Origin of the sequence: Xanthomonas arboricola pv. juglandis, from assembly GCF_905367715.1 — a bacterium.
Classification (GTDB): domain Bacteria; phylum Pseudomonadota; class Gammaproteobacteria; order Xanthomonadales; family Xanthomonadaceae; genus Xanthomonas; species Xanthomonas arboricola.
In genome coordinates, this window is record NZ_HG999362.1 from 4,406,708 (window position 1) to 4,429,872 (window position 23,165).

A 23,165-nucleotide genomic window follows, 5' to 3' on the forward strand; every position below is an offset into this window, starting at 1 on the left:
GTTTGTGCAACACCTGGGGCACGATCGAAGGATCAGGCCACGAACAGTGCCTTCATCTTCTTCAGCGCATTCGCCTCGATCTGGCGGATACGCTCGGCCGACACGCCGTACTCGTCGGCCAGCTCCTGCAGCGTCACCTTGGAGTCGGAGTCCAGCCAGCGGCGCTTGACGATATCGCGCGAGCGCGTGTCCAGGCCGGCCATGCCTTCGCGCAGCAGCTGCAGCTGATTGTCTTCGCTGTCGTGACGCTCGTAGGCCTGCGACGGATCTTCGTCGTTTGCGACCAGGTAGCTCACCGGCGACGGCGGGCCGTGATCGTCGTCTTCGTCGGACGAGGCGTCGAAGCCGATATCGCGACCGGACAGACGCGACTCCATCTCCATCACTTCGCGCTCGGAGACGTTCAGGTCCTTGGCGACCGCAGTCACCTCGGACGCATTGAGCCAGCCCAGGCGGGTCTTGGACTTGCGCAGGTTGAAGAACAGCTTGCGTTGCGCCTTGGTCGTGGCGACCTTGACGATGCGCCAGTTCTTCAAGATGAACTCGTGCATTTCCGCACGGATCCAATGCACCGCGAAGCTGACCAGGCGCACGCCCATTTCCGGGTCGAAGCGCTTGACCGCCTTCATCAGGCCGATATTGCCTTCCTGGATCAGGTCGCCCAGCGGCAGGCCGTAGCCGTTGTAGCCGCGAGCGACGTGCACCACGAAACGCAGGTGGGAATGGACCAGCTCACGCGCGGCGTCCAGATCCAGCTCGTCACGGAAGCGACGGGCAAGATTCTGTTCCTCATCGACCGACAGCACCGGGATCTGGTGCACGGCACCGATGTAGGCGTCCAGCGAACCGAGCGCACTGGGAATCGGGAGATTGTTTGCCACTAGGGCAGTCGAGGTGATCTGGTTCATAGGGCACCATCTTAGCAGTCGAACTATTGGACTGCCGGGTACAGAAAGAGTTCCCAGCGTTCCATTTATAGGACGTTCGGGCTTCTAGCGTTGCCGTCGTTCTACGGCGCAGCTCCCCGACTTCGAGCACCTACGCTACCACCGCCGCCCTGCGCAGACCGTGACAAAGACGCCGCGAAACGGGCCGGCGCCGGTATCGTTCAGCCGCTGGCCGAAGTGGTGTCCAGCGCGTTGCGCGGCGGCAGCGACCAGTCGATCGGGCCCAGCCCGCGGCGCTGCAGATGCTCGTTGGTCTTGGAGAAGTGCTGGCAGCCCAGAAAGCCGCGATGCGCCGACAACGGCGAGGGATGCGGCGCCTTGAACACGCGATGGCGCGCCTGGTCGATGACCTTGCCCTTGGACTGCGCGTAGCTGCCCCAGAGCAGGAATACCAGGCCTTCGCGCTCGCGGTTGAGGGTCTCCACCACATGGTCGGTGAAGCCTTCCCAGCCCTTGTTCTGGTGCGCGCCGGCACGGCCCTGCTCCACCGTCAGCACCGCATTGAGCAGCAGCACGCCCTGGCGCGCCCACGGCATCAGATAGCCATGGTCCGGCCGCGCGATCCCCAGGTCGTCCTGGATCTCCTTGTAGATGTTGAGCAGCGACGGCGGCACCGGTACGCCGGGCAACACCGAAAAGCACAGCCCATGCGCCTGGCCTTCACCGTGATACGGATCCTGGCCCAGGATCACCACCTTGACCTGCTCGAACGGGGTGGCGTCGAAGGCCGCAAAGATCTGCGGGCCCGGCGGGAACACCCGCGCCCCGGCCGCCTTGCGCTGGCGCAGGAATGCGGACAGCTCCTGCATTTCCGGGCGCAGCAACCAATCGCCCACCCGCGCCTTCCACGACGGTTCCAGCTGGATACGCGCTTCCACTTCAGCCACTTCGGTCATAGCGTGACAGCCTGGTCCTCGAGCCGTGCCAGGCGCAGCTGGAACAGCACCTTGGTCACCAGCAGACGTTCTTCGATGGGTTTTTGCACCAGGTCGTTGGCGCCGGCGCGCAGCAGCTCGGACTGGTTGCGCGGATTGGTGTCGCCGGTCATCACCAGCACCGGCAGGCGACGCTTGCCGTAGGCGAAGTCGATGCGGATGCGCTCGACCACGTCGCGGCCGTTGAGCTCGCCCTTCAGGGTTACATCGGTCAGCACCACGTCGATGCGGCGCTCGGTGCGGCCCAGCGACTCGGCGGTGAGCAGCGCGAAGGCATCCTCGGCGGTGAGCACATGCACCACCTTCAGGCTCTGCCGCTCGAGCATGCGCTTGGTCGCCTCGGCCACCACGCGGCTGTCCTCGATATACAGCACGGTCGCGCCGACCACCGGCTCGGGCTGCACATAGCCGCGGATGAAGGTCGCCAGGGCTTCGTGGCCCAGCGCCTTGTCGAAATAATCGGTGACGTATTCGGTGAAGCGGCGCTCCACCAGATGCTGCTGCGCATCGCCGGAGACCACGATCACCGGCACATAGGCCTGGCCGGCCGCTTCGCGCACGCTGCGCGCCAGGGTCAGGCCATCGCCATCGGGCAGCGACAGCGAGGTGGTGACCAGATCCACCGCCCCGGCTTCCAGCGCCTGCCGCGCCTCGGCGATGCTGGAGCAGCCGATCACCTGCACGTTGGGCAGATCGCGCTGCAACACATCGGCGATCAGCTTGCGCACCAGCTTGGAGCCATCGACCACCATCACGCGCGGCGCGTCGCTGATCAGGTGCTTGAGATCCGGTGGATGCATGGCAGGCCTCAGGTCTCGGTGGGACGGGTCTGGCGAAGGAAATGGCCGGTGACCAGCCAGGCGCCCAGCCAGCCCAGGACCAGTGTGCCGACCAGCACCAGCGCAGAATGCAGCAGATCCAGCCCGTGCAGGGTAAAGGAGCTGCCGTAACTGTCGGCCAGGGTCGCCAACGGCGCGCGCAGTGCCAGCCCGGAGGCGGCGATCAGCGCGAGCGCCACAGCGCCGGCACCGAGCCCGTACCAGGCCCCCAGGTACAGGAACGGGCGCCGGATGAAGCCATCGCTGGCGCCCAGCAACTGCAGCACGCCGATTTCCTCGCGCCGCGACTGGATGTCCAGCCGCACCGTATTGCCGACCACCAGCACCGCGCCGACACCCAGCAGTGCCGACAACACCTGCACCAGCCGCTCGCCGAAGTGCAGCCAGCCATCCAGGCGCTTGCGCCACAGCGCGTCGTGCTGCACCTGGTCGGCCTGCGGCAAGGCCTGCAGCGCGCCGGCCAGCTGCGCATCGTCGGCCGTTTCGGTAGGCGTGACGACCAATAGCGTCGGCAGCGGGTTGTCGCCCAGCGCATCGATCGCCTCGTCGAGCTTGGCGCTCTCGCGCAGCTCGGTCAGCCCCTGCGCCGGCGTGCGCAGCGCGACCTGGGCAACGTCCGGGCGGGCGCGCAGTTCGCCGGCCAGGGCCTGCGCGGCCTCGGCGCCGATCTCGACCTTCAGGAACAGGTTGATCTCGCGCGACTGCTGCACGCTGCCGGCCAGCAACTTGACGTTGTCCAGCGCGATCGACAGCCCCAGCGGCAAGGCCAGCGCCAGTGCCATCACCACGATGGTCAGCAAGGTGGCCCACGGCTTGCGCATGGCACGGCCCAGGCTGAAGGCGATGCTGTGCAGATGGTGGTCGATCCACACGCCGACCCGCGAGGGGGCGACGGCTTCGGTATTGGCGGGCTTGCTCATTCGGCCAGATCCTGCGGCGAGATGTCGTCGACCAGGCGGCCGTGATCCAGGATCAGCACGCGCTTGCGCATCTGCTTGAGCAGGGCCAGGTCATGGCTGACCACCAGCACGCTGGTGCCGCGCGCGGGCAGCTCGGCGAACAACTGCATGATTTCCGCGGCCAGCGCCGGATCCAGATTGCCGGTGGGCTCATCGGCCACCAGCAGGCGCGGTTCGCCGACGATGGCGCGGGCGATGCCCACGCGCTGCTGCTCGCCGGCCGACAACTGCGACGGCAAGGCCCGCTCGCGATGGGCCAGCCCGATCCGCTCCAATGCCGAGCGCACGCGCTTGCCGATCTCCGCACGCCGGGTGCCGCGCAGGATCAGCGGCAACGCCACGTTCTCGGCGATGCTGCGGTCGTTGAGCAGGCGATGGTCCTGATAGACCGCGCCCACCTGGCGACGGTGCAGCGGAATCTGCCGGCCGCGCACCTTGAGCAGATTGCGTTCGCCCAGCAGCACCGCGCCCTGGCTGGGCCGCTCGCTGAGGTGGATCAGTTTGAGCAGGGTGCTTTTGCCGGCGCCGGAGTGGCCGGTCACGAACAGCATCTCGCCATCGGCCACTTCGAAGCTGACATCGGTCAGCGCCTGGTGGCCACCGGCGTAGTGCTTGCTGACGTTGTCGAAACGCAGAACGGTCATTCAGCGATTATGCCGGAGCGCCAGCGCTTGCGTCGCATCGCCGGAGCCCGGCAATGCGACGCAGGCCGCAGGCGATCAGTTGCCGGACACCAGCGAGCGCAGGCGACGACCGATGCGGCTCAGCAGCGACGGGCTGCCGGACGGCTTGGCAGCGCTGCGCACCGGCTTGGCGACCACCTGGGTGGGCTTGCGCGGTGCGGCAGGTGCGGCGACCGGTGTGGAGGCCACTGCCGGCTCGGCACCTTCGACCGGACGGCCGTTGCGACGACGGCGCCGCTTGCGTGGTGCGCGCTCGGCATCGGCCACGATGGTGGAAGGCGCCTCGACCGACGCCGCAGCAACCACCGGCGTTTCGGTCGGCGCGGCCGCTGCCGGGGCTTCGCCCTCCACACGCGGCTTGCGACGCGGACGCGGCTTGCCATCGGCACTGCCGCCATCGCGACGACCGCCGCCACTGCCGCTGCGCGATGCGCCACCCGGCCCGCTGCGACCACCGCCGCGACGCTGCTCTTCGGCAGCACGCTGTTCGCGCGCCTCGCGGAAGATGGTGCCCACGCTGTCGCCAGCATCCTCGTCGGCCTCTTCGCCTTCCACCGGTACACGCGCGGTACGCGGCAGCGGCGTCAGCAACTCGGAGGTCACCGGCTCGACCGGAATCTTCTGCTCGATATAGGCCTCGATGTCCGGCAGGCTCATCGCATAGCGCTCGCAGGCGAAGCTGATCGCATCGCCCTCTTCGCCCAGCCGCGCGGTACGGCCGATACGGTGCACGTAGTCTTCCGCATCGAACGGCAGGTCGTAGTTGTAGACGTACTTGACGCCGTCGATGTGCAGGCCGCGCGCGGCCACGTCGGTGGCGACCAGGATTTCGAGCTGGCCCTTCTGGAAACGGTTGAGCAACGACTCGCGCTTCTTCTGCGGCACGTCGCCCGACAGCACGCCGACCCGGTAGCCATGCCGCTCCAGGGTGCGCGCCACGCGCTCGACGAACGCCTTGGTATTGACGAACACCATGGTGCGCGCGCCTTCGCTGCGCGACAGCAGGCCCAGCAGCAGCGTCTGCTTCTCTTCGTCCGAGGGGAAATAGATGCGCTGGCGCACTCGTGCGGCGGTGATGCTCTCGGTTTCGACGACCAGCTTTTCCGGCTCGTTCATATGCTCGTAGGCGAGCTCGAGCACGCGGTGGCTAAGCGTGGCCGAGAACAGCAGGGTCTGGCGGGTGCCGCGCTCGGGCATGCGCCGCAGCAGGAAGCGGATGTCCTTGATGAAGCCCAGGTCGAACATGCGGTCGGCTTCGTCCAGCACGCAGATCTCGCATGCGTGCAGCGAGACCACCTTGTGCTGCTTGACGTAGTCGATCAGCCGGCCCGGGGTGGCGATGATCACGTCCACGCCCTGCTGCAGCAGTTCGCGCTGCTTGTCGTAGTCCACCCCGCCGTAGACCAGCGCAAAGCGCAGGCCCAGGTCGGCGCCGAACTTGACCGCGTCCTTGTGGATCTGGATCGCCAGCTCGCGGGTCGGCGCCAGGATCAGCGCGCGCGGGTCTTCCGGCTTGCGGTCGGCCAGCGCCGGGCGGATCAGCAGGCGATTCATCACCGCCACCAGGAACGCCAGGGTCTTGCCGGTGCCGGTCTGGGCCTGGCCGGCGACGTCGCCGCCCGGCAGCGCGACCGGCAGGGTCAGCGCCTGGATCGGGGTACAGCGGGTAAACCCGGCGCTCTCCAGCCCGGCGATCAGCGCCGGATGCAGGTCGAACGTGGAAAAAGTCAAATCGGTCAGCGGTTTGTCGCTCATTATTCCGTCTTCGTGAGGCGCCCTGGGCAGCCCGGGCGCGGCTTGCATCGATGCCGACAGCGTCGCAAACTGCGGCTGTTGTGGCGGACAGCGCGGCTTCAGGACTGACACTTGATTCAGTCGCGCAATGCCCCAGTTTAACGCAATGTAGCGGCCTGCCCGTTCGGGCGGGCCGTTTTGGTTTCCAGGAGACCCAACGTGAGCGATAAGGTTCAACATGTCGGCGATGCCGACTTCGATACAGCTGTACTGCAATCCGGCGAACCGGTGCTGGTGGATTTCTGGGCCGAGTGGTGCGGACCCTGCAAGATGATCGCCCCGGTGCTGGACGATCTGGCCGATACATACCAGGGCAGGCTGAAGGTTGCCAAGGTCAATGTGGACCAGAACCGCGCCCTGGCCATCAAGTACCACGTGCGTTCGATCCCGATGCTGTTGCTGTTCAAGGACGGCCAGGTGCAGGCCACCCAGATCGGTGCGGTTGGCAAGGGCCAGCTGACCCAGATGATCGACAAGACCCTGGGCGGCGCGGCCGCCTGAGCGAGCGGGCGTCCAGTGATGGGCGCCCCGTGATGCGCCAGCAGTTAAATCCTGCTGCGGCAGGCGCTTGCGCGGTTGCGCGCAGCGGTGATAGTGTCAGTTGATCCGGAGCACGTTCGTGCGCCGACGTACCCCTCTAGAAACCTCTTCTAGACTCCCATCACCTAAAGTTCGCCCCCCAGCCGGGCGCTCGCACTCTTAGCGAGGAATCACGCACTTGTCCGATCATCCTTCCTCCGATACCGGGAGCAGCGTCGACGCTCCTGTCGAGAAGCGCGTGCGCAAGCCGCGCGCGAGCAAGACCGCCGCTGCCACCGACGACGGTGGCGCGCAGCAGCCCAACCTGCCCTTGCCCGCCAGCCCCGCACCCGACGCTCCACGTGCCCCGCAGGCCCCGTCGCACGCTGCCGATTCGGCACCGGCGCAGACGTCCGGCGATGGCGCGTCCTATGCCGGTAACGCCCCCAGCGCCAACCAGGGCAACCCGGGCAACGACACCCATGGCGACTCCCGCGAGGGTGGCCAGACACAGCAGCAGCGCTTCAATCAGGCGCAGCAGCAACAGAACCAGAATCAGGCGCAGCACCGTGGCCAGGGCCAGAACCAGGCTCAGCCCCAGGCGCAAGGTCAGGGTCAGGGTCAGGACCAAGCCCAGAATGGCGGCCAGAATCAGCAAGGCCAGGGCCAGGGACAGAACCAGCAGGGCAACCGTCGTGACCGCTTCCGCAACCGCCGCGACCGTGGACGCGACCGCTTCGGCAACGAAGGTGGTGGTGGCATGCCGTCGTCCGATGGCAGCAACGAGCCGTTCGTCGCGCGCCCGCACCCGGCCGTGCCGGAAGGCTTCCCGGTCTATTCGCTGAGCGATCTCAAGCGGATGCCGGCGCAGAAGCTGCTGGATATCGCCGACCAGCTCAACATCCAGGAAGGCGTGGCGCGCGCCCGCAAGCAGGACGTGATCTTCGCCCTGCTCAAGGTGCTGACCCGCCACGGCGAAGGCGTTGCCGCCGACGGCGTGCTGGAAATCCTGCCCGACGGCTTCGGCTTCCTGCGTGCCGCAGAAGCCAGCTACCTGGCCGGCCCGGACGACACCTATATCTCGCCCAGCCAGATCCGCCGCTTCAACCTGCGGACCGGCGATCACCTGTCCGGCCGTATCCGCTTCCCGAAGGATGGCGAACGCTATTTCGCACTGTCGATCGTCGACACCATCAATGGCGAGCCGCTGGAAGCCAGCAAGAACAAGGTGCTGTTCGAGAACCTGACCCCGCTGTTCCCGCGCCGCCGCTTCCGTCTGGAGCGTGGCGATGGATCGACCGAGGACATCACCGGCCGCATCCTGGATCTGATGGCGCCACAGGGTAAAGGCCAGCGCGCGCTGATCGTCTCCCCGCCCAAAGCCGGTAAGACCATGATGATGCAGCAGGTGGCCACGGCCATCACCAGCAATCATCCCGAAGTGCACATGATCGTGCTGCTGATCGACGAGCGCCCGGAAGAAGTGACCGAAATGCAGCGCACCGTGCGCGGCGAGGTCATCTCCTCCACCTTCGACGAACCGGCCGCGCGCCACGTGCAGGTCGCCGAGATGGTGATCGAGCGGGCCAAGCGCCTGGTCGAGCACAAGAAGGACGTGGTGATCCTGCTCGACTCGATCACCCGTCTGGCACGCGCCTACAACAACGTGGTGCCCAGCTCCGGCAAGGTGCTCACCGGTGGTGTGGACGCCAACGCGCTGCACCGTCCGAAGCGCTTCTTCGGTGCGGCCCGCAACGTGGAAGAAGGCGGCTCGCTGACCATCATCGCCACGGCGCTGGTGGAAACCGGCAGCAAGATGGACGAGGTGATCTACGAAGAGTTCAAGGGCACCGGCAACAGCGAAGTGCATCTGAACCGTCGCATCACCGAAAAGCGCGTCTATCCGGCGATCGACATCAACCGCTCGGGCACGCGTCGCGAAGATCTGCTGATCGAGCCGGAGCTGCTGCAGAAGATCTGGATCCTGCGCAAGCTGCTGCACCCGATGGACGAAATCGCGGCGATGGAATTCCTGCTGGACAAGATGAAGACCACCAAGTCCAACGACGAGTTCTTCAGTTCGATGAAGCGCTGAGTCGCTCGGTGTTCTCGATACAAAAAAGCCCCGCATTGCGGGGCTTTTTTGTGGGTGCGTGGTTGCTTGCAGTCACAAGCCTGGTTGGTCGAGTGCGCGGTGCCCTCGCCGCTCGCGGGACACACCGCAGGTACGTACGTGTAGGCTCGGTAGCAGCATCCATGCCGCCCGCGGTCCCGCAAGCCGCGAGGACAACGCACCAGGAAGTTGATCGGCGGGGTCAACACCCGCCTATCGCCGCGTCTGCGTTGGGATGCCAGAAGGTTTTGCAGGGTGCTTGTTGAAGCTGCCTTCTCTCGGCTTGAAATGAAACGCTGGTGGGACGCGCTGTGACTCAAACAACAAACGTCATGCTCTGCTCGCAAACATGCACACCGACCATCTCGACGGGTCCTTGCTCGCCCACCGTCGCGGGACCTTACGCGGCATGGATGCCGCGTAAGAGCTTACATGGACGTACTTGCAGCGTGTCCCGCGATGGTGGGCGGGCAAGGGCCCTGCAGCCAGTGGCAGATCAGCGGCCTTGTAGCCAAGCTCCGATAAACCGTCCGGCAGCGAACGATCAAGACCATCCGCTCTGCAAGCAACAGGCGTGAGGTAGCTTCGCCAGCCGCGCTGATGTTGGCTTCGCGCTTAAGTTCCTTGCAGCGGCGTCACCAGCCGCACACCTTCTCCGCGTGCGGAGAACAAGCCACTGCCCGGCAGCGCATCCGGACTGTCGGTCGATGCCGACGCATCGCGCTGCTCGTGCCAGGGCGCCGGCTGACGCGGGCCCGGCAGATAGGATTGCCACTTTTTGGCTTGCTTTGCAGCGATCGAATTGCCTGGCCAGGATTCGATGGCGAAGGTGACCGGAACCCGCATGACCCAGTACGGCGCGTCGGCCTCGGCGCCTTGCGTTGGCGGCACAAATGTCCAGCCTCGCGCCTTGGCGATTGCAACGTCGGCAAACGCCTTGCGCCAGCGCGGGCGCTTGGATTCCGGCGCCAGCGTGGTCAAGTTGACCTGCTCGGCGACCAGATCTTCGACCTTGCCATCGCGCCCGACCTTGAGCAGCAGATAGACCACCCCGGTCACACCTTCTCGAAACGCATGCTCTGGGTACGCGGGTGCCGGCATGTCCTTGGCAGCGACGCTGGCTGCAGCTTGCTCCTGGCTGCCGAAATGCGCGCTGCGAATCGATACGGAATAGGTGCCGTTATCGGCCGGCTTGGCGACCAGCAGCAGATTCATCAGCAATTGCGCGGGCAAGGCGCTCCCATCGTCTTTGACAGGGTCAAAGCGCCAGGAAGCGATCGATTGTTTGACGCGGTCGCGGACCACTGGCGGCAGGCTTGCTTCGTCGGTGAGCTTGACCTCCGTAACGGTACCGTCCGGCGTCAGCGTCAATTCGCCTGCGATATTCATGCTGGCCTCCATCTGTGCCTGTACCTGCGCGGCACTGGGAACTGCCTGCACGCCGCTGACACTCGCCATTGCCAACAAAATGCCCAAGCCCAAGCGTTGCTTCCATTGCATGACCGCACTCCGTGGTTATTGAGTTTCGTTGTACCAGCTTGGCGCATACGCGTAAATCGTCAGGCCAGTTTTCGCGAGTCTGCATACGGCGGGGTGTCGGGGTAGTCGTCCTCGCGCAGGCGGGTTTGCAGGTCGCGCCACCACTGCGGGTCGAATAGCTCCGGGTGCAGGTGCTTGACCGCTTCCAGCTGCGAGGGTGGCAAGCCCATGAATAGCGCGAAGCGCTCGGGGAACACATCGCGCGGGCCGACGTGGAACCAGGGCTCGGCAGCCATCTGTTCTTCATAGGTGGTGGCGGTTGGCCAGTCGCGGAAGGTGCATTCGGTGATCAGGCACAGCTCGTCGTAGTCGTAGAACACCGCGCGCTGATGGCGGGTGATGCCGAAGTTCTTCAGCAGCATGTCGCCGGGAAAGATGTTGTTGCGCGCCATGTCCTTGATCGCCTGGCCGTAGTCCAGCGCGGCCGCATGCGCGGCTTCGGGCAGCTGTTCGCGCAGGTAGAGATTGAGCGGGCGCAGGCGGCGCTGCACGTAGCACAGCGCGATCAGCACGTCCTGGCCATCTTCGCTCAGACTCGTCGCACAGCTGGTCTGCAGCTCTTCCAGCAACGCTGGCGAGAAACGCGATTTGGGAAACCGCAAGAAACGATACGGCTGCGCGTCCAGCAAGCGACCGATGCGATCGAGCTGGAACACCAGCTCGTATTTGCCTTCGACCTGCGCGCGACTCATGGTCTTGGGATAGGCAAAGCGGTCGCGAATCAGTTTGAACACCAGCGGATAACTGGGCAGGGTAAATACCACCATGACCATGCCGGGCGTGCCGTCGGCATGCACCAGCTGCTCGGAGGGATGCGCCTGGAAATGGCTGAAAAACGTGCGATAGCGTTCGGTCTTGCCCTGCTTGGCGCGCCCGAGCATCGTGTACAGCTCGTCGACCGGCTTGTGGGTGAGCAGGCTGCGTAAGAACACCACCGCGTCGCCGACAGTGGACAGATCGGCCTGGAAGTAACTGCGCGAGTTGCTGAACAATTGCGCGACGTCGCTGCGTTTGGTCAGCACCGCTTCGGCACGCAGGCCGGCGTCGTCGTTGACCAGGGCGATGACGCATGGCGAGAAGCGATGTTCGCCGAACACGCGGCCGACCAGGTAGGCGCGCCGCTCGCGATAGAACACCGTCTCTAGCAGCTCCACGCTGCGCACCGGGTGCTCGCCCCAATGTGCGAGATCGTCGAGCAGGCGCACCGCGATCGCCGCTGCACAGCGGGTGCGATGCGCATACGGAACGTCGAAGGAATAATCGCCGAGCACGCGCACCAGCATGTCGGTCAGCCGGCCGGGCGAGACCGCATAGGTGTGCCGCGCAACCGGCACCGTGATCGCGTCGGTCGGCTCGATATCCAGCGCGATGAATTCGATCTCCGCATCCACGCCGTGGGTGCCGAAGTAACGCCGGGTCAGGGTGTTGTAGAAGGTCTTGTACAACTCCTGGTCGATCAGCCCGCTCAGCAGCGCGGCGTAATGCACGCGTGCACGCATCCACAGCGCGCGATCGTGCGCCTGCCCCAGCAGCACCGCACGCAAGCGCAGCATGCATTCGCTGATGTACTGGTCGTACAGCGCGATCCGCGCCACCGCATCATCGCGCGCGCCGCTCCAGTCGCGCGTTTCGAAGCGCTGTTTGGCGCGTGCGGTGATCTCGGCAAACCGGGCGTTGTAATCCTCGAAGGCGTCGTACACGGCATGGGCGATCGCCAGCGCACGGCGCTCGGACTGTGGCGGTAACGGGAGCTGGCTCATGCCGGCAGTGTACCCAGCGCATGGTGCGACGTGCAGCCAAGAGCATCGCCCAATCGAACAGGCGCACAGTCGGCCAAATGCCGAGGCCGCTCGCAACGAGGCGTAGGATCTCTCGCAGGCAAGGCATTGCCAGGTTGTGTGGCCTGGTACGCAACGACCGCGTTCTCGCGGTTGCACGCAAACGCCGGAAACGACAAGGCCCGCCCCTCATCGAGGCGGGCCCTGCCTGTTGCACCTGCTGGACGCACCGCCAGGCGGTGCGCTGGATCAGGCCTTCAGCGTGGCCAACACGTCGTTGAAGGTCTTGCTCGGGCGCATCGCCTCGCTGACCTTGGCCAGATCGGGGTGATAGTAGCCGCCGATCTCGACCGGCTTGCCCTGGGCGCCGTTGAGCTCGGCCACGATGGTGGCTTCGTTCTCGGTCAGGGCCTTGGCCAGCGGTGCGAACTTGGCCTGCAGGGCGGTGTCCTCGGTCTGCGCAGCCAGGGCCTGCGCCCAGTACATCGCCAGATAGAAGTGGCTGCCGCGGTTGTCCAGTTCACCGACCTTGCGCGCCGGCGACTTGTTGTTGTCCAGGAACTGGCCATTAGCCACATCCAGCGCCTTGGCCAGCACCGTGGCCGACGGGTTGTCGTAGCGGTTGCCCAGATGCTCCAGCGAGGCGGCCAGGGCCAGGAACTCGCCCAGCGAATCCCAGCGCAGGCTGTTCTGTTCGACGAACTGCTGCACGTGCTTGGGCGCCGAGCCACCGGCACCGGTCTCGAACAGGCCGCCACCGGCCATCAGCGGCACGATCGACAGCATCTTGGCGCTGGTGCCCAGCTCCAGGATCGGGAACAGGTCGGTGAGGTAATCGCGCAGCACGTTGCCGGTGACCGAGATGGTGTCCTGGCCTTTGCGGATGCGTTCCAGCGAGAAGGTGGTCGCTTCCACCGGCGGCAGGATGCGGATATCCAGGCCGTTGGTGTCGTGATCCTTCAGATAGGTTTCAACCTTGGCGATGACCTGCGCATCGTGCGCGCGGGCCTTGTCCAGCCAGAACACCGCAGGCGTCTCGCTCAGGCGCGCGCGCTCCACAGCCAGCTTGACCCAGTCCTGGATCGGCGCGTCCTTGACCTGGCACATGCGCCACAGGTCGCCGGCTTCCACCGCATGTTCGAACACCGTGTTGCCGGTGTCGTCGGTGACCTTGACGGTCCCGGCGGCGGCAATCTGGAAGGTCTTGTCGTGCGAGCCGTATTCCTCGGCCTTCTGCGCCATCAGGCCGACGTTGGGCACCGAGCCCATGGTGGACGGATCGAACGCACCATGCGCCTTGCAGTCGTCGATCACCGCCTGATAGACATCGGCGTAGCAGCGATCCGGGATCACCGCCTTGGTGTCCTGCAGCTTGCCTTCGGCATTCCACATCTGACCGGAGTCGCGAATCATCGCCGGCATCGACGCATCGACGATCACGTCGCTGGGCACATGCAGGTTGGTGATGCCCTTGTCCGAATTGACCATGGCCAGGGCCGGACGCTGCGCGTATTCGGCCTGGATATCCGCCTTGATCTGCGCCTGCTGATCTTCCGGCAGGGTGGCGATGCGGGCGTACAGGTCGCCGATACCGTTGTTTGGATCGAAGCCGACCGACGCGAGCGCTTCGGCATGCATGCTCAGCGTGTCCTTGTAGAACTCGCTGACCACCACGCCGAACAGCACCGGGTCGGAGACCTTCATCATGGTGGCTTTCAGATGCACCGAGAACAGCACATCCTTGGCCTTGGCATCGGCGATCTGCGCGTCGATGAAGCTGGCCAGTGCGCGCTTGCTCAGCACCGCGGCATCGACGATTTCGCCGGCCTTGACCGCGACCTTGTCCTTCAACACGCTGCTGCTGCCGTCGTTACCGACGAATTCGATCTTCAACGCGCCGGCGGCCGCCACGGTGGTGGATTGCTCGCTGCCGAAGAAGTCGCCGTCGTCCATATGGGCCACGTGCGACTTCGAATCGCTGCTCCACTTGCCCATGCGGTGCGGATGCTTGCGTGCGTAATTCTTCACCGACAACGGCGCGCGGCGATCGGAGTTGCCCTCGCGCAACACCGGATTGACCGCGCTGCCCTTGACCTTGTCGTAGCGCGCCTTGATGTCCTTTTCGGCGTCGTCCTTGGGCGTGTCCGGATACGCCGGCAGCGCATAGCCCTGGCCCTGCAGTTCGGCGATGGCGGCCTTGAGCTGCGGCACCGAGGCGCTGATGTTGGGCAGCTTGATGATGTTGGCTTCCGGCGTGGTGGCCAGCTCGCCAAGCTCACCGAGGTCGTCGGCGATCTTCTGCGCGTCGCTCAAGTGCTCGGGAAACAGCGACAGGATGCGACCGGCCAGCGAGATGTCGCGGGTTTCGACCACGATGCCGGCAGTATTGGTGTAGGCATCGATGATCGGCAGCAGCGACTGCGTGGCCAGATACGGTGCTTCGTCGGTGAGCGTGTAGATGATCTTCGGTGTCTTCGACATAAGGTGCGATGGCTCGTGTGGTCGGAAGGAGCGCCGGCGTTGTTGGCACTGGCGTTGGCGTGCGCGACGGGGGTCGCTGCTGGCACGCCAATCGGCCGGCGCGTGGAACGCGGCGATGGATCAGCACGGCATTGTCGCGTCTGAGCCGCGCCCGGGTAAAGCGACCACAGGCGGATGCTCCATCCCGCCACCCGTCCAATGCGATGGATGCAGCTGTAACGAATGCGCCGGCTGAGAGAATTTCATAGAAAAAGGGCGCGATCGTGCGATCGCGCCCTGATGGCCTGCTGGAAGAACGATAGGGCAACGCGATGGACGCGCTTGTCCGACATGCTTGGGAACAGCGCGCTACCGCTCTGCGAATACGCACACCTATCTGCAAACTGCCTGCTCGCGTGGCTGCTTACTTGACCGTGATGGTCTGCGGAGTACCCGCTGGTTTGCCATCCACCATCACCTGCGCCGTGTAGCTGCCAGCCGGCCAGCCATCGGGCTTGCTGAAGCTGAGGTTGGTGGTTTCCGGGCCCGTCGTGGTCAAGGTAGCGTTCTGCTCGCCGGCCACCTGGCCATCCTGATAGGTGAGTTTGGCTGCGACCGCCACATTGCTCGCGCTGCCATCGGTTTTCACCGAAACGATGATGGTGTCTTTGCTGCCGATGTTGGCCGACGGAGTCACCGACTTGTCGGCAGTCGCCGTGGTGCCGACCACCACGCTAGACACCATTACCGCCGAACCCGTCGCGGCTGCGGTATCGGTGCTTGCAGCGCCGGTCGCGGTGCTCTGGCCAGCCTGATCGCTCGCCGGCGGTGTTGCGGCCGGACCCGGCATTGCCTCGGTGGCAGCGCCGGAGGTCGGATCCTTGGACACGCTGTCGTCGTCGGCCTTCTTGCTGCAGCCCGACAGGGCGAGAACGCCGGCAAGGGCAATGGCGAGGGTGCTAGAAACGGAAGTAGTACGCATGGATCAATCTCCGGATATCAAAATAAAAGTGGGTTTCTAAAAGGTGCCAGGTGTGCGGTGCGCCTATGACTTCGGCGGCAACTGCAGCACCTGGCCGGGAAAGATCTTGTCCGGATCCTTGAGCGTTTCGCGGTTGGCCTCGAAGATCCGCGGCCACAGGTTGCCGTCGCCGTAATGGCGCTTGGCGATGCTGGAAAGACTGTCGCCCGCCTGCACGGTGACCGATTCGCTGACCAGCTGCGCAGTGCTCTGCACGCTGGTACGCACGTTGGAGAAATCCGCCGCTGGCGCGACGTCTGCGGTGCTGTCGACCGAGGACGTCACGTTGGAAAAATCTGCTTTCTTGTCGACATTCATTGCCGCAATCCCTTTGCATCACGATGAGTGCAGGGTGCGCGGCGCGCTGTTAAGCGTGGATCGCGCCACCGTGAAGCTGGCGCGAGCCTTGAATGGCGCGATTACTGGCGCAAGTCGCGGAAGATCGACAGCGGCGTCGGCACGCTGGGCGAGCTGCGCAAGGGGTTGATGTCCAGCCCGCCACGGCGGGTATAGCGCGCTTCCACCACCAACCATTCGGGCGCGCAGCGGAGCAGCACGTCATGGAAGATACGCTCCACGCATTGCTCGTGAAACTCGGCGTGGTCGCGGAAACTCACCAGATAACGCAGCAGGCCTTCGCGGTCGATCGGGGCGCCGCGGTAGCGCAACGTGACGCTGGCCCAATCCGGTTGACCGGTGACCGGGCAATTGGATTTGAGCAAGGCCGAGGTCAGCACTTCTTCCACCACTGGTTGCGCGTGCGCCGCCAGATACGCCGCATTGGGCGGGCCGTAGTCGTCGATGCTGACATCCAGTGCGTCGATCGACTCGCCCTCGCCCACTGCATCGATCGGCGGCAGACCGAATTCCACCGCCACATCGGCACCGGCGCGCGTGGACAGGTCGGAGGCGATGCGCGTACGCACCGCTTCGGCGCTATTGAAGCGGGTGGCATTGAGCGAATTGAGATACAGCTTGAGCGACTTGGATTCGATCAACGACGGCGACTCGCTGGGCACGTGCAAGGTGGCGGTGGCCACGCACGGCTTGCCCTGCGCATCGAGCCAGCTGAGTTCGTAGGCATGCCAGCGGTCGCGGCCGATGAAGGGCAAGGCGCCCGTCAGGCCGATCGCCTCGCGCCCGGCCGCGCGCGGAATCGGGAACAACAGCGACGGATCGTAGCCATTGGGATAGGCGACCTCACGACCGAGGGTGGAATCTTCTGGGGTATTCATCGCGCCATTTTAGGCCGAGCGGGCTGGCCGTGAGGTGTATAGCGGACGCTGGAGCGAGCGGGCGACAAAGGCAGCGGGCCGTCAAGCGGCCCGCCACCCCACACGATCACCAACGCTCAGCGGAAACCGCGCAACTGCACACGACTCCCGGTTCCCGAATCAGCCAGCCTCCCCCTGATGCAGGTAATCCAGCGACACCTGCAACAGCGCGCGCAGGCCCACATCCAGCGACGATTCGTCGAGCAGGAACTGCGGCGAATGGTTGCTGGGCGCGGTGGCCGGGTCGATGCCCTTGGCGGTGGAGCCGACGAAGAAGAACATCGACGGTACCTGCTGGGCGTAGAAGGAGAAATCTTCCGCGCCCATCTGCAACGGCGGTTCGTAGACATTGTCGGCGCCGACCACGGCCTGCAGGCTGGGCAGCATCCTGGCGGTCAGCGCCGGGTCGTTGACCGTGGCCGGGTTGCCGGGCTGGTCCGGCACCTGCGCCTCGACCTTGGCCCCGTGGGCGGCGGCGGTGTGCTCGGCCACCGTCTTGAGGTCGGCGAAGATCTGCTGGCGCATGGCTTCGTCGAAGGTGCGGATGGTGCCGACCATTTCCACATCGTCGGGGATGATGTTGTAGCGGATGCCGCCCTTGATCGCGCCAAAGCTCAACACCGCCGGTTGTTTGGACAGGTTGGCGCGGCGGCTGATCACGGTCTGCGCGGCGCCGATCATGTCGGCGCTGGCCACGATCGGGTCGATGCCGTTCCACGGCGCCGAGCCATGCGTCTGGCGGCCGATCATCTTGATCGCAAACCGGTCCGAGGCCGCCATCAGCGGGCCGCTGCGCACCGCGATCTTGCCGGCCTGCACGCTGGAGAACACATGCAGGCCGAACACCGCCTGTGGCTTGAAGTCGGCGAACAGGCCTTCCTTGAGCATCAGCGATGCGCCGCCCTCCTCGTTGCCGGGGGCGCCTTCTTCGGAAGGCTGGAAGATCAGCATCACTTCGCCGGGCAGCTGCTCGCGCATGCCGACCAATGCTTCGGCCACCCCGAGCAGGATCGCGGTGTGGGCGTCGTGGCCGCAGGCATGCATCACCCCGACCTGCTCGCCGCGGTACTCGGCGGTGACCTTGGAGGCATACGGCAGTCCGGTCTGCTCCTTGACCGGCAAGGCATCCATGTCCGCGCGCAAGGCGATCTTCGGACCCGGCTTGCCGCCCTTGATGATGGCCACCACGCCGTGATGGGCGATGCCGGTACGCGGCTTGAGGCCGAGCTTGCGCAGCTGCGCGGCCACGGTGGCGGCAGTGCGCTCCTCGCGGTTGGACAGCTCCGGGTGCTGGTGGAAGTCGCGGCGCCACTGCACCAGCTTGCTCTGCAACGGCGCGGCGGCGGCCTGGACTTCGGGCCGGGGCGCGGCCTGGGCGGCGGCCAGGGTGGGCAGGGCAAGCAGCAACGCGCTGGTCAGCAGGCGGGAGTGGCGCATCAGCAATCCTCTAAAGATGGTCGCTTAATGTAGTGCAGGTGCACGCTCGGTGGGCTGCAGTGGGGCTCGATTCAGTCCTGCGGTCAACCACATCGGCCCTGACGCGTTGCCGCTGCACTGCATCTGTGAACGCTGCGGTCGTTTCGTCCGGCGGGCCGTTACTTCAGTAACGCTCAATTGCCTGATCGCAACGATATGCTTCGCACAGCCGCCCCACGGTCGCATCAGCGCCCGGCCCGCCCTCAGGAGTTGTCGCATGTCGCGTTTTTGGAAGATCACACTGCTGGTCGTAGCGGTGCTCGTCGTGGTGTTCGTCGCAATGCGGATGTTCGGTGGGGGCAACCACGGCAAGCGGGCGGATGCACCGGACGGCAATGGCACCGAGAACAGCGGCCCGGTACCGGTCACGGTCGTGGCCGCCACCACCCAGGATGTGCCGGTCTACGCCAGCGCGCTGGGCACGGTGACCGCGCTCAATACCGTCACGGTCAGCCCGCAGGTCGGCGGCCAGCTGATGAGCCTGAATTTCAAGGAAGGCCAGGAAGTGAAGAAGGGCGAGCTGCTGGCGCAGATCGACCCGCGCACCCTGCAGGCCAGCTACGACCAGGCGCTGGCGGCCAAGCGCCAGAACCAGGCGCTGCTGGCGACCTCGCGGGTGAACTACCAGCGCTCCAACGACCCGGCCTACAAGCAGTACGTCTCGCGCACAGACCTGGATACCCAGCGTAACCAGGTGGCGCAGTACGAGGCGGCGGTGTCGGCCAACGATGCACAGATGCGCTCGGCGCAGGTGCAGTTGCAGTTCACCCGCGTGACCGCGCCGATCGACGGCATCGCCGGCATCCGCGGCGTGGACGTGGGCAATATCGTCAGCGCCAGTTCCACCATCGTCACCCTGACCCAGATCCGCCCGATCTACGTGTCCTTCAACCTGCCCGAGCGCGAGTTGCAGGCGGTGCGCAGCGGCCAGGCGGCCGCCCCGCTGGACGTGGCGGCGCTGGATCGCGGCGATGCGCACGTAATCAGCGGCGACGGCAAGCTGGAGGTGATCGACAACCGCATCGCCGCCGACAGCGGCACCTTCGGTGCGCGTGCGATCTTCGCCAACACCGACAACGCCTTGTGGCCGGGCCAGTTCGTCAATGTGCGCCTGCAACTGCGCACCATCTCCGGCGGCACCGTGGTGCCGACCCAGGCCGTGCAGCGCGGCCCGGACGGCGATTACGTCTACGTGGTCGGCAGCGACAACACCGCGCAGATGCGCACCGTGGTGCAGGGCGTGGAAGTGGACGACAGCCATGTGCAGGTCACCAAGGGCCTCAAGCCGGGCGAGCGTGTGGTGACCGAAGGCCAGTTCCGGCTCAAGCCGGGCAGCAAGGTCAGCGCGCTCAAGCCGGGCGAAACCCCGCCGGAGCCGACCGAGGCAGAACTCAAGGCCGCGCAGGACAAGAGCCGTGGCGGCGCCGGTGGCCGACGCAGCGGCGGCGGCCCGCGCTAACTCGCGAGCACCGGCGACGGGCCTTCCGTCGCCGGTGTGCATCGGCGCTGCGCGCGCCGGCATCGATTGACGTCTTCAGCAAGGACACCCCCCGTGGGCTTTTCGACCATCTTTATCCGCCGTCCCATCGCCACCTCGTTGTTGATGGCGGGCATCCTGCTGCTGGGCATCCTGGGCTACCGGCAATTGCCGGTCTCGGCGCTGCCGGAAATCGACGCGCCCAGCCTGGTGGTCACCACCCAGTATCCCGGCGCCAACGCGACCACCATGGCCTCGCTGGTGACCACGCCGCTGGAGCGCCAGTTCGGGCAGATCTCCGGGCTGCAGATGATGACCTCCGATTCGTCGGCAGGCCTGTCCACGATCATCCTGCAGTTCTCGATGGACCGCGACATCGACATCGCCGCGCAGGATGTGCAGGCGGCGATCCGTCAGGCCACCCTGCCCTCGTCGCTGCCGTATCAACCGGTCTACAACCGGGTCAATCCGGCCGACGCGGCGATCCTGACCCTCAAGCTCACCTCCGACTCGCTGCCGCTGCGCGAGGTCAACCGCTATGCCGATGCGATCCTGGCCCAGCGCCTGTCGCAGGTGCCGGGCGTGGGCCTGGTGTCGATCGCCGGCAATGTGCGGCCTGCGGTGCGCATCCAGGTCAACCCGGCGCAGCTGTCGAACATGGGCCTGACCATGGAGTCGCTGCGCAGCGCGTTGACCCAGACCAATGTCAGCGCGCCCAAGGGCTCGCTCAACGGCAAGACCCAGTCCTACAGCATCGGCACCAACGACCAGCTCACCGACGCGGCGCAGTACCGCGAGACCATCATCAGCTACAGCAACGGCCGCCCGGTGCGGCTGGCCGATGTGGCCAACGTGGTCGACGGGGTGGAGAACGACCAGCTCGCCGCCTGGGCCGACGGCAAGCCGGCGGTGCTGCTGGAAATCCGCCGCCAGCCCGGTGCCAACATCGTGCAGACGGTGGAGCAGATCCGCAGCATCCTGCCGCAGTTGCAGGCGGTGCTGCCGGCCGACGTGCACCTGGAGGTGTTCTCCGACCGCACCGAAACCATCCGCGCCTCGGTGCACGAGGTGAAGTTCACCCTGGTGCTGACCATCGCGCTGGTGGTGGCAGTGATCTTCGTGTTCCTGCGCCGGTTGTGGGCCACCATCATTCCCTCGGTGGCGGTGCCGCTGTCGCTGGCCGGCACCTTCGGGGTGATGGCGTTTGCCGGCATGTCGCTGGACAACCTGTCGCTGATGGCGCTGGTGGTGGCGACCGGGTTCGTGGTCGACGATGCGATCGTGATGATCGAGAACATCGTGCGCTACATCGAACAGGGCAAGAGCGGGCCGGAAGCGGCCGAGATCGGCGCCAAGCAGATCGGCTTCACCGTGCTGTCGCTGACCGTGTCGCTGGTGGCGGTGTTCCTGCCGCTGCTGTTGATGCCGGGCGTGACCGGGCGCCTGTTCCATGAGTTTGCGTGGGTGCTGTCGATCGCGGTGGTGATCTCGATGCTGGTGTCGCTGACGCTGACGCCGATGATGTGCGCCTACCTGCTCAAGCCCGACGCCCTGCCCGAAGGCGAGGACGCGCACGAACGCGCCGCGGCCGCCGGCAAGACCAACCTGTGGACGCGCACCGTGGGCGCCTACGAGCGCAGCCTGGACTGGGTGCTGGCGCACCAGCCGCTGACCCTGGCGGTGGCGATCGGCGCGGTGGCGCTGACCGTGGTGCTGTACATGGCGATCCCCAAGGGCCTGCTGCCCGAGCAGGACACCGGCCTGATCACCGGCGTGGTGCAGGCCGACCAGAACGTGGCGTTCCCGCAGATGGAGCAGCGCACCCAGGCGGTGGCCGCGGCGCTGCAGAAAGACCCCGCCGTGACCGGCGTGGCCGCCTTCATCGGCGCCGGCACCATGAACCCGACCATCAACCAGGGCCAGCTGTCGATCGTGCTGAAGACGCGCGGCGACCGCGAGGGCCTGGACGAGGTGCTGCCGCGCCTGCAAAAGGCGGTGGCCGGAATTCCCGGCGTGGCGCTGTTCCTCAAGCCGGTGCAGGACGTCACCCTGGACACCCGCGTGGCCGCCACCGAGTACCAGTATTCGATGTCGGATGTGGACAGCAGCGAGCTGGCCACCTGGGCCGGGCGCATGACCGAGGCGATGCGCAAGCTGCCCGAGCTGGCCGACGTGGACAACAACCTGGCCAACCAGGGCCGGGCGCTGGAGCTGAGCATCGATCGCGACAAGGCCAGCATGCTCGGCGTGCCGATGCAGACCATCGACGACACGCTGTACGACGCCTTTGGCCAACGCCAGATCTCCACCATCTTCACCGAGCTCAATCAGTACCGGGTGGTGCTGGAAGTGGCGCCGGAATTCCGCAGCAGCACCGCATTGATGAACCAGCTGGCGGTGGCCAGCAACGGCAGCGGCGCGCTGACCGGCACCAACGCCACCAGCTTCGGCCAGCTGACCTCGTCCAACTCCTCCACCGCCACCGGCGTGGGCGCGCAGAACACCGGCATCGTGGTCGGCGCCGGCAGCATCATTCCGCTGGCCGCACTGGCCGAGGCCAAGGTCACCAACACGCCGTTGGTGGTCAGCCACCAGCAACAGCTGCCGGCGGTCACGATCTCGTTCAACCTGGCGCCTGGCCATTCGCTGTCGCAGGCGGTGGAGGCAATCGAGCAGGCGCGCCAGGATCTGAAGATCCCGACCCAGGTGCATGCGGCGTTCGTCGGCAAGGCGGCCGAATTCACCGGCAGCCAGACCGATATCGTGTGGCTGCTGCTGGCCTCGATCGTGGTGATCTACATCGTGCTGGGCGTGCTCTACGAGAGCTACATCCACCCGCTGACGATCATCTCCACGCTGCCGCCGGCCGGCGTCGGCGCGCTGCTGGCGCTGATGATGTGCGGGCTGAGCCTGTCGGTGGACGGCATCGTCGGCATCGTGCTGCTGATCGGCATCGTCAAGAAGAACGCGATCATGATGATCGACTTCGCCATCGACGCCCGCCGCGACGGCGCCAACGCGCACGAAGCGATCCGGCGCGCCTGCCTGCTGCGTTTCCGCCCGATCATGATGACCACCGCCGCCGCGATGCTGGGCGCGCTGCCGCTGGCGCTGGGCACAGGCATCGGCTCGGAACTGCGGCGTCCGCTCGGCATCGCCATCGTCGGCGGCTTGCTGCTGTCGCAGCTGGTGACGCTGTACACCACGCCGGTGATCTACCTGTACATGGAACGTGCCGGCGAGCGGCTACGCGATTGGCGCGCACGGCGTGCCGCCCGCCGCGACGGCGTGCCCCCGGCTTCCACTTCGGAGCGCCCGGCATGATGACCGATGGCGTCATCGCTGATCGGT

At 65.9% G+C, this 23,165-nt stretch carries 17 protein-coding genes; 4 read left to right on the forward strand and 13 right to left on the reverse strand.

All coding sequences use genetic code 11. The annotated features are described in order from the left end of the window. Positions 1 to 32: 32 nt before the first annotated feature. The 6 genes from rpoH to rhlB form a co-directional block, all read right to left on the reverse strand. Positions 33 to 908, reverse strand: coding sequence for an RNA polymerase sigma factor RpoH (rpoH, locus tag KHN93_RS19050; RefSeq protein WP_024938885.1), 876 nt, complete (start codon positions 906 to 908; stop codon positions 33 to 35). Positions 909 to 1,108: 200 nt separating this feature from the next. Further along, positions 1,109 to 1,834, reverse strand: a complete 726-nt coding sequence (gene ung / locus KHN93_RS19055) for a uracil-DNA glycosylase (protein ID WP_026064622.1) — start codon at positions 1,832 to 1,834, stop codon at positions 1,109 to 1,111. Positions 1,835 to 1,839: 5 nt separating this feature from the next. Beyond that, on the reverse strand, positions 1,840 to 2,682 hold the full coding sequence (locus KHN93_RS19060) for a response regulator (protein ID WP_016903686.1): 843 nt from the start codon (positions 2,680 to 2,682) through the stop codon (positions 1,840 to 1,842). Positions 2,683 to 2,690: 8 nt separating this feature from the next. Further along, positions 2,691 to 3,641 (reverse strand): permease-like cell division protein FtsX, encoded by a 951-nt coding sequence (gene ftsX, locus KHN93_RS19065; RefSeq protein ID WP_046344707.1) that lies wholly within the window; start codon positions 3,639 to 3,641, stop codon positions 2,691 to 2,693. Further along, entirely contained in the window at positions 3,638 to 4,324 is a 687-nt protein-coding gene (gene ftsE / locus KHN93_RS19070) for a cell division ATP-binding protein FtsE (protein WP_016903688.1), read from the reverse strand. The genes ftsX and ftsE overlap by 4 nt, the downstream gene beginning before the upstream one ends. 75 nt (positions 4,325 to 4,399) lie before the next feature. Continuing rightward, positions 4,400 to 6,118 (reverse strand): ATP-dependent RNA helicase RhlB, encoded by a 1,719-nt coding sequence (rhlB, locus tag KHN93_RS19075; RefSeq protein WP_039524962.1) that lies wholly within the window; start codon positions 6,116 to 6,118, stop codon positions 4,400 to 4,402. Positions 6,119 to 6,316: 198 nt separating this feature from the next. Between rhlB and trxA the strand changes: the two genes are divergently transcribed. Both trxA and rho read left to right on the forward strand, forming a co-directional pair. Further along, positions 6,317 to 6,658 carry a thioredoxin TrxA gene (gene trxA, locus KHN93_RS19080; protein WP_005923050.1) on the forward strand — a complete coding sequence of 114 codons (342 nt, stop codon included), beginning with the start codon at positions 6,317 to 6,319 and terminating at the stop codon, positions 6,656 to 6,658. A gap of 217 nt (positions 6,659 to 6,875) precedes the next feature. Beyond that, positions 6,876 to 8,771, forward strand: coding sequence for a transcription termination factor Rho (gene rho, locus KHN93_RS19085; protein ID WP_080716186.1), 1,896 nt, complete (start codon positions 6,876 to 6,878; stop codon positions 8,769 to 8,771). A 633-nt stretch (positions 8,772 to 9,404) separates the two neighbouring features. Here rho and KHN93_RS19090 read toward each other — a convergent pair. The 7 genes from KHN93_RS19090 to KHN93_RS19120 form a co-directional block, all read right to left on the reverse strand. Next, positions 9,405 to 10,289 carry an energy transducer TonB gene (locus tag KHN93_RS19090; RefSeq protein ID WP_024938881.1) on the reverse strand — a complete coding sequence of 295 codons (885 nt, stop codon included), beginning with the start codon at positions 10,287 to 10,289 and terminating at the stop codon, positions 9,405 to 9,407. Between the two features lie 59 nt (positions 10,290 to 10,348). Beyond that, entirely contained in the window at positions 10,349 to 12,088 is a 1,740-nt protein-coding gene (aceK, locus tag KHN93_RS19095) for a bifunctional isocitrate dehydrogenase kinase/phosphatase (RefSeq protein ID WP_211921109.1), read from the reverse strand. 267 nt (positions 12,089 to 12,355) lie between these two features. Continuing rightward, positions 12,356 to 14,587, reverse strand: coding sequence for an NADP-dependent isocitrate dehydrogenase (locus KHN93_RS19100; protein ID WP_211921111.1), 2,232 nt, complete (start codon positions 14,585 to 14,587; stop codon positions 12,356 to 12,358). Between the two features lie 403 nt (positions 14,588 to 14,990). Beyond that, positions 14,991 to 15,548 (reverse strand): hypothetical protein, encoded by a 558-nt coding sequence (locus KHN93_RS19105; RefSeq protein ID WP_039815940.1) that lies wholly within the window; start codon positions 15,546 to 15,548, stop codon positions 14,991 to 14,993. 63 nt (positions 15,549 to 15,611) lie between these two features. Continuing rightward, entirely contained in the window at positions 15,612 to 15,905 is a 294-nt protein-coding gene (locus KHN93_RS19110) for a LysM peptidoglycan-binding domain-containing protein (RefSeq protein ID WP_024938877.1), read from the reverse strand. Positions 15,906 to 16,006: 101 nt separating this feature from the next. After that, positions 16,007 to 16,822 (reverse strand): NADPH-dependent 7-cyano-7-deazaguanine reductase QueF, encoded by an 816-nt coding sequence (gene queF, locus KHN93_RS19115; RefSeq protein WP_016903149.1) that lies wholly within the window; start codon positions 16,820 to 16,822, stop codon positions 16,007 to 16,009. Between the two features lie 159 nt (positions 16,823 to 16,981). Next, complete coding sequence (locus KHN93_RS19120) at positions 16,982 to 18,298, reverse strand: M20 family metallopeptidase (protein WP_026064472.1); 1,317 nt, start codon at positions 18,296 to 18,298, stop codon at positions 16,982 to 16,984. A gap of 256 nt (positions 18,299 to 18,554) precedes the next feature. Here KHN93_RS19120 and KHN93_RS19125 point away from each other — a divergent pair, with 256 nt between their 5' ends. Together KHN93_RS19125 and KHN93_RS19130 are read left to right on the forward strand one after the other, a co-directional pair. Further along, positions 18,555 to 19,796, forward strand: coding sequence for an efflux RND transporter periplasmic adaptor subunit (locus KHN93_RS19125; protein WP_039518524.1), 1,242 nt, complete (start codon positions 18,555 to 18,557; stop codon positions 19,794 to 19,796). 93 nt (positions 19,797 to 19,889) lie between these two features. Beyond that, a complete protein-coding gene (locus KHN93_RS19130; RefSeq protein WP_054591071.1) occupies positions 19,890 to 23,138 on the forward strand; it encodes an efflux RND transporter permease subunit in 3,249 nt (1,082 codons plus the stop codon). Positions 23,139 to 23,165 lie beyond the last annotated feature (27 nt).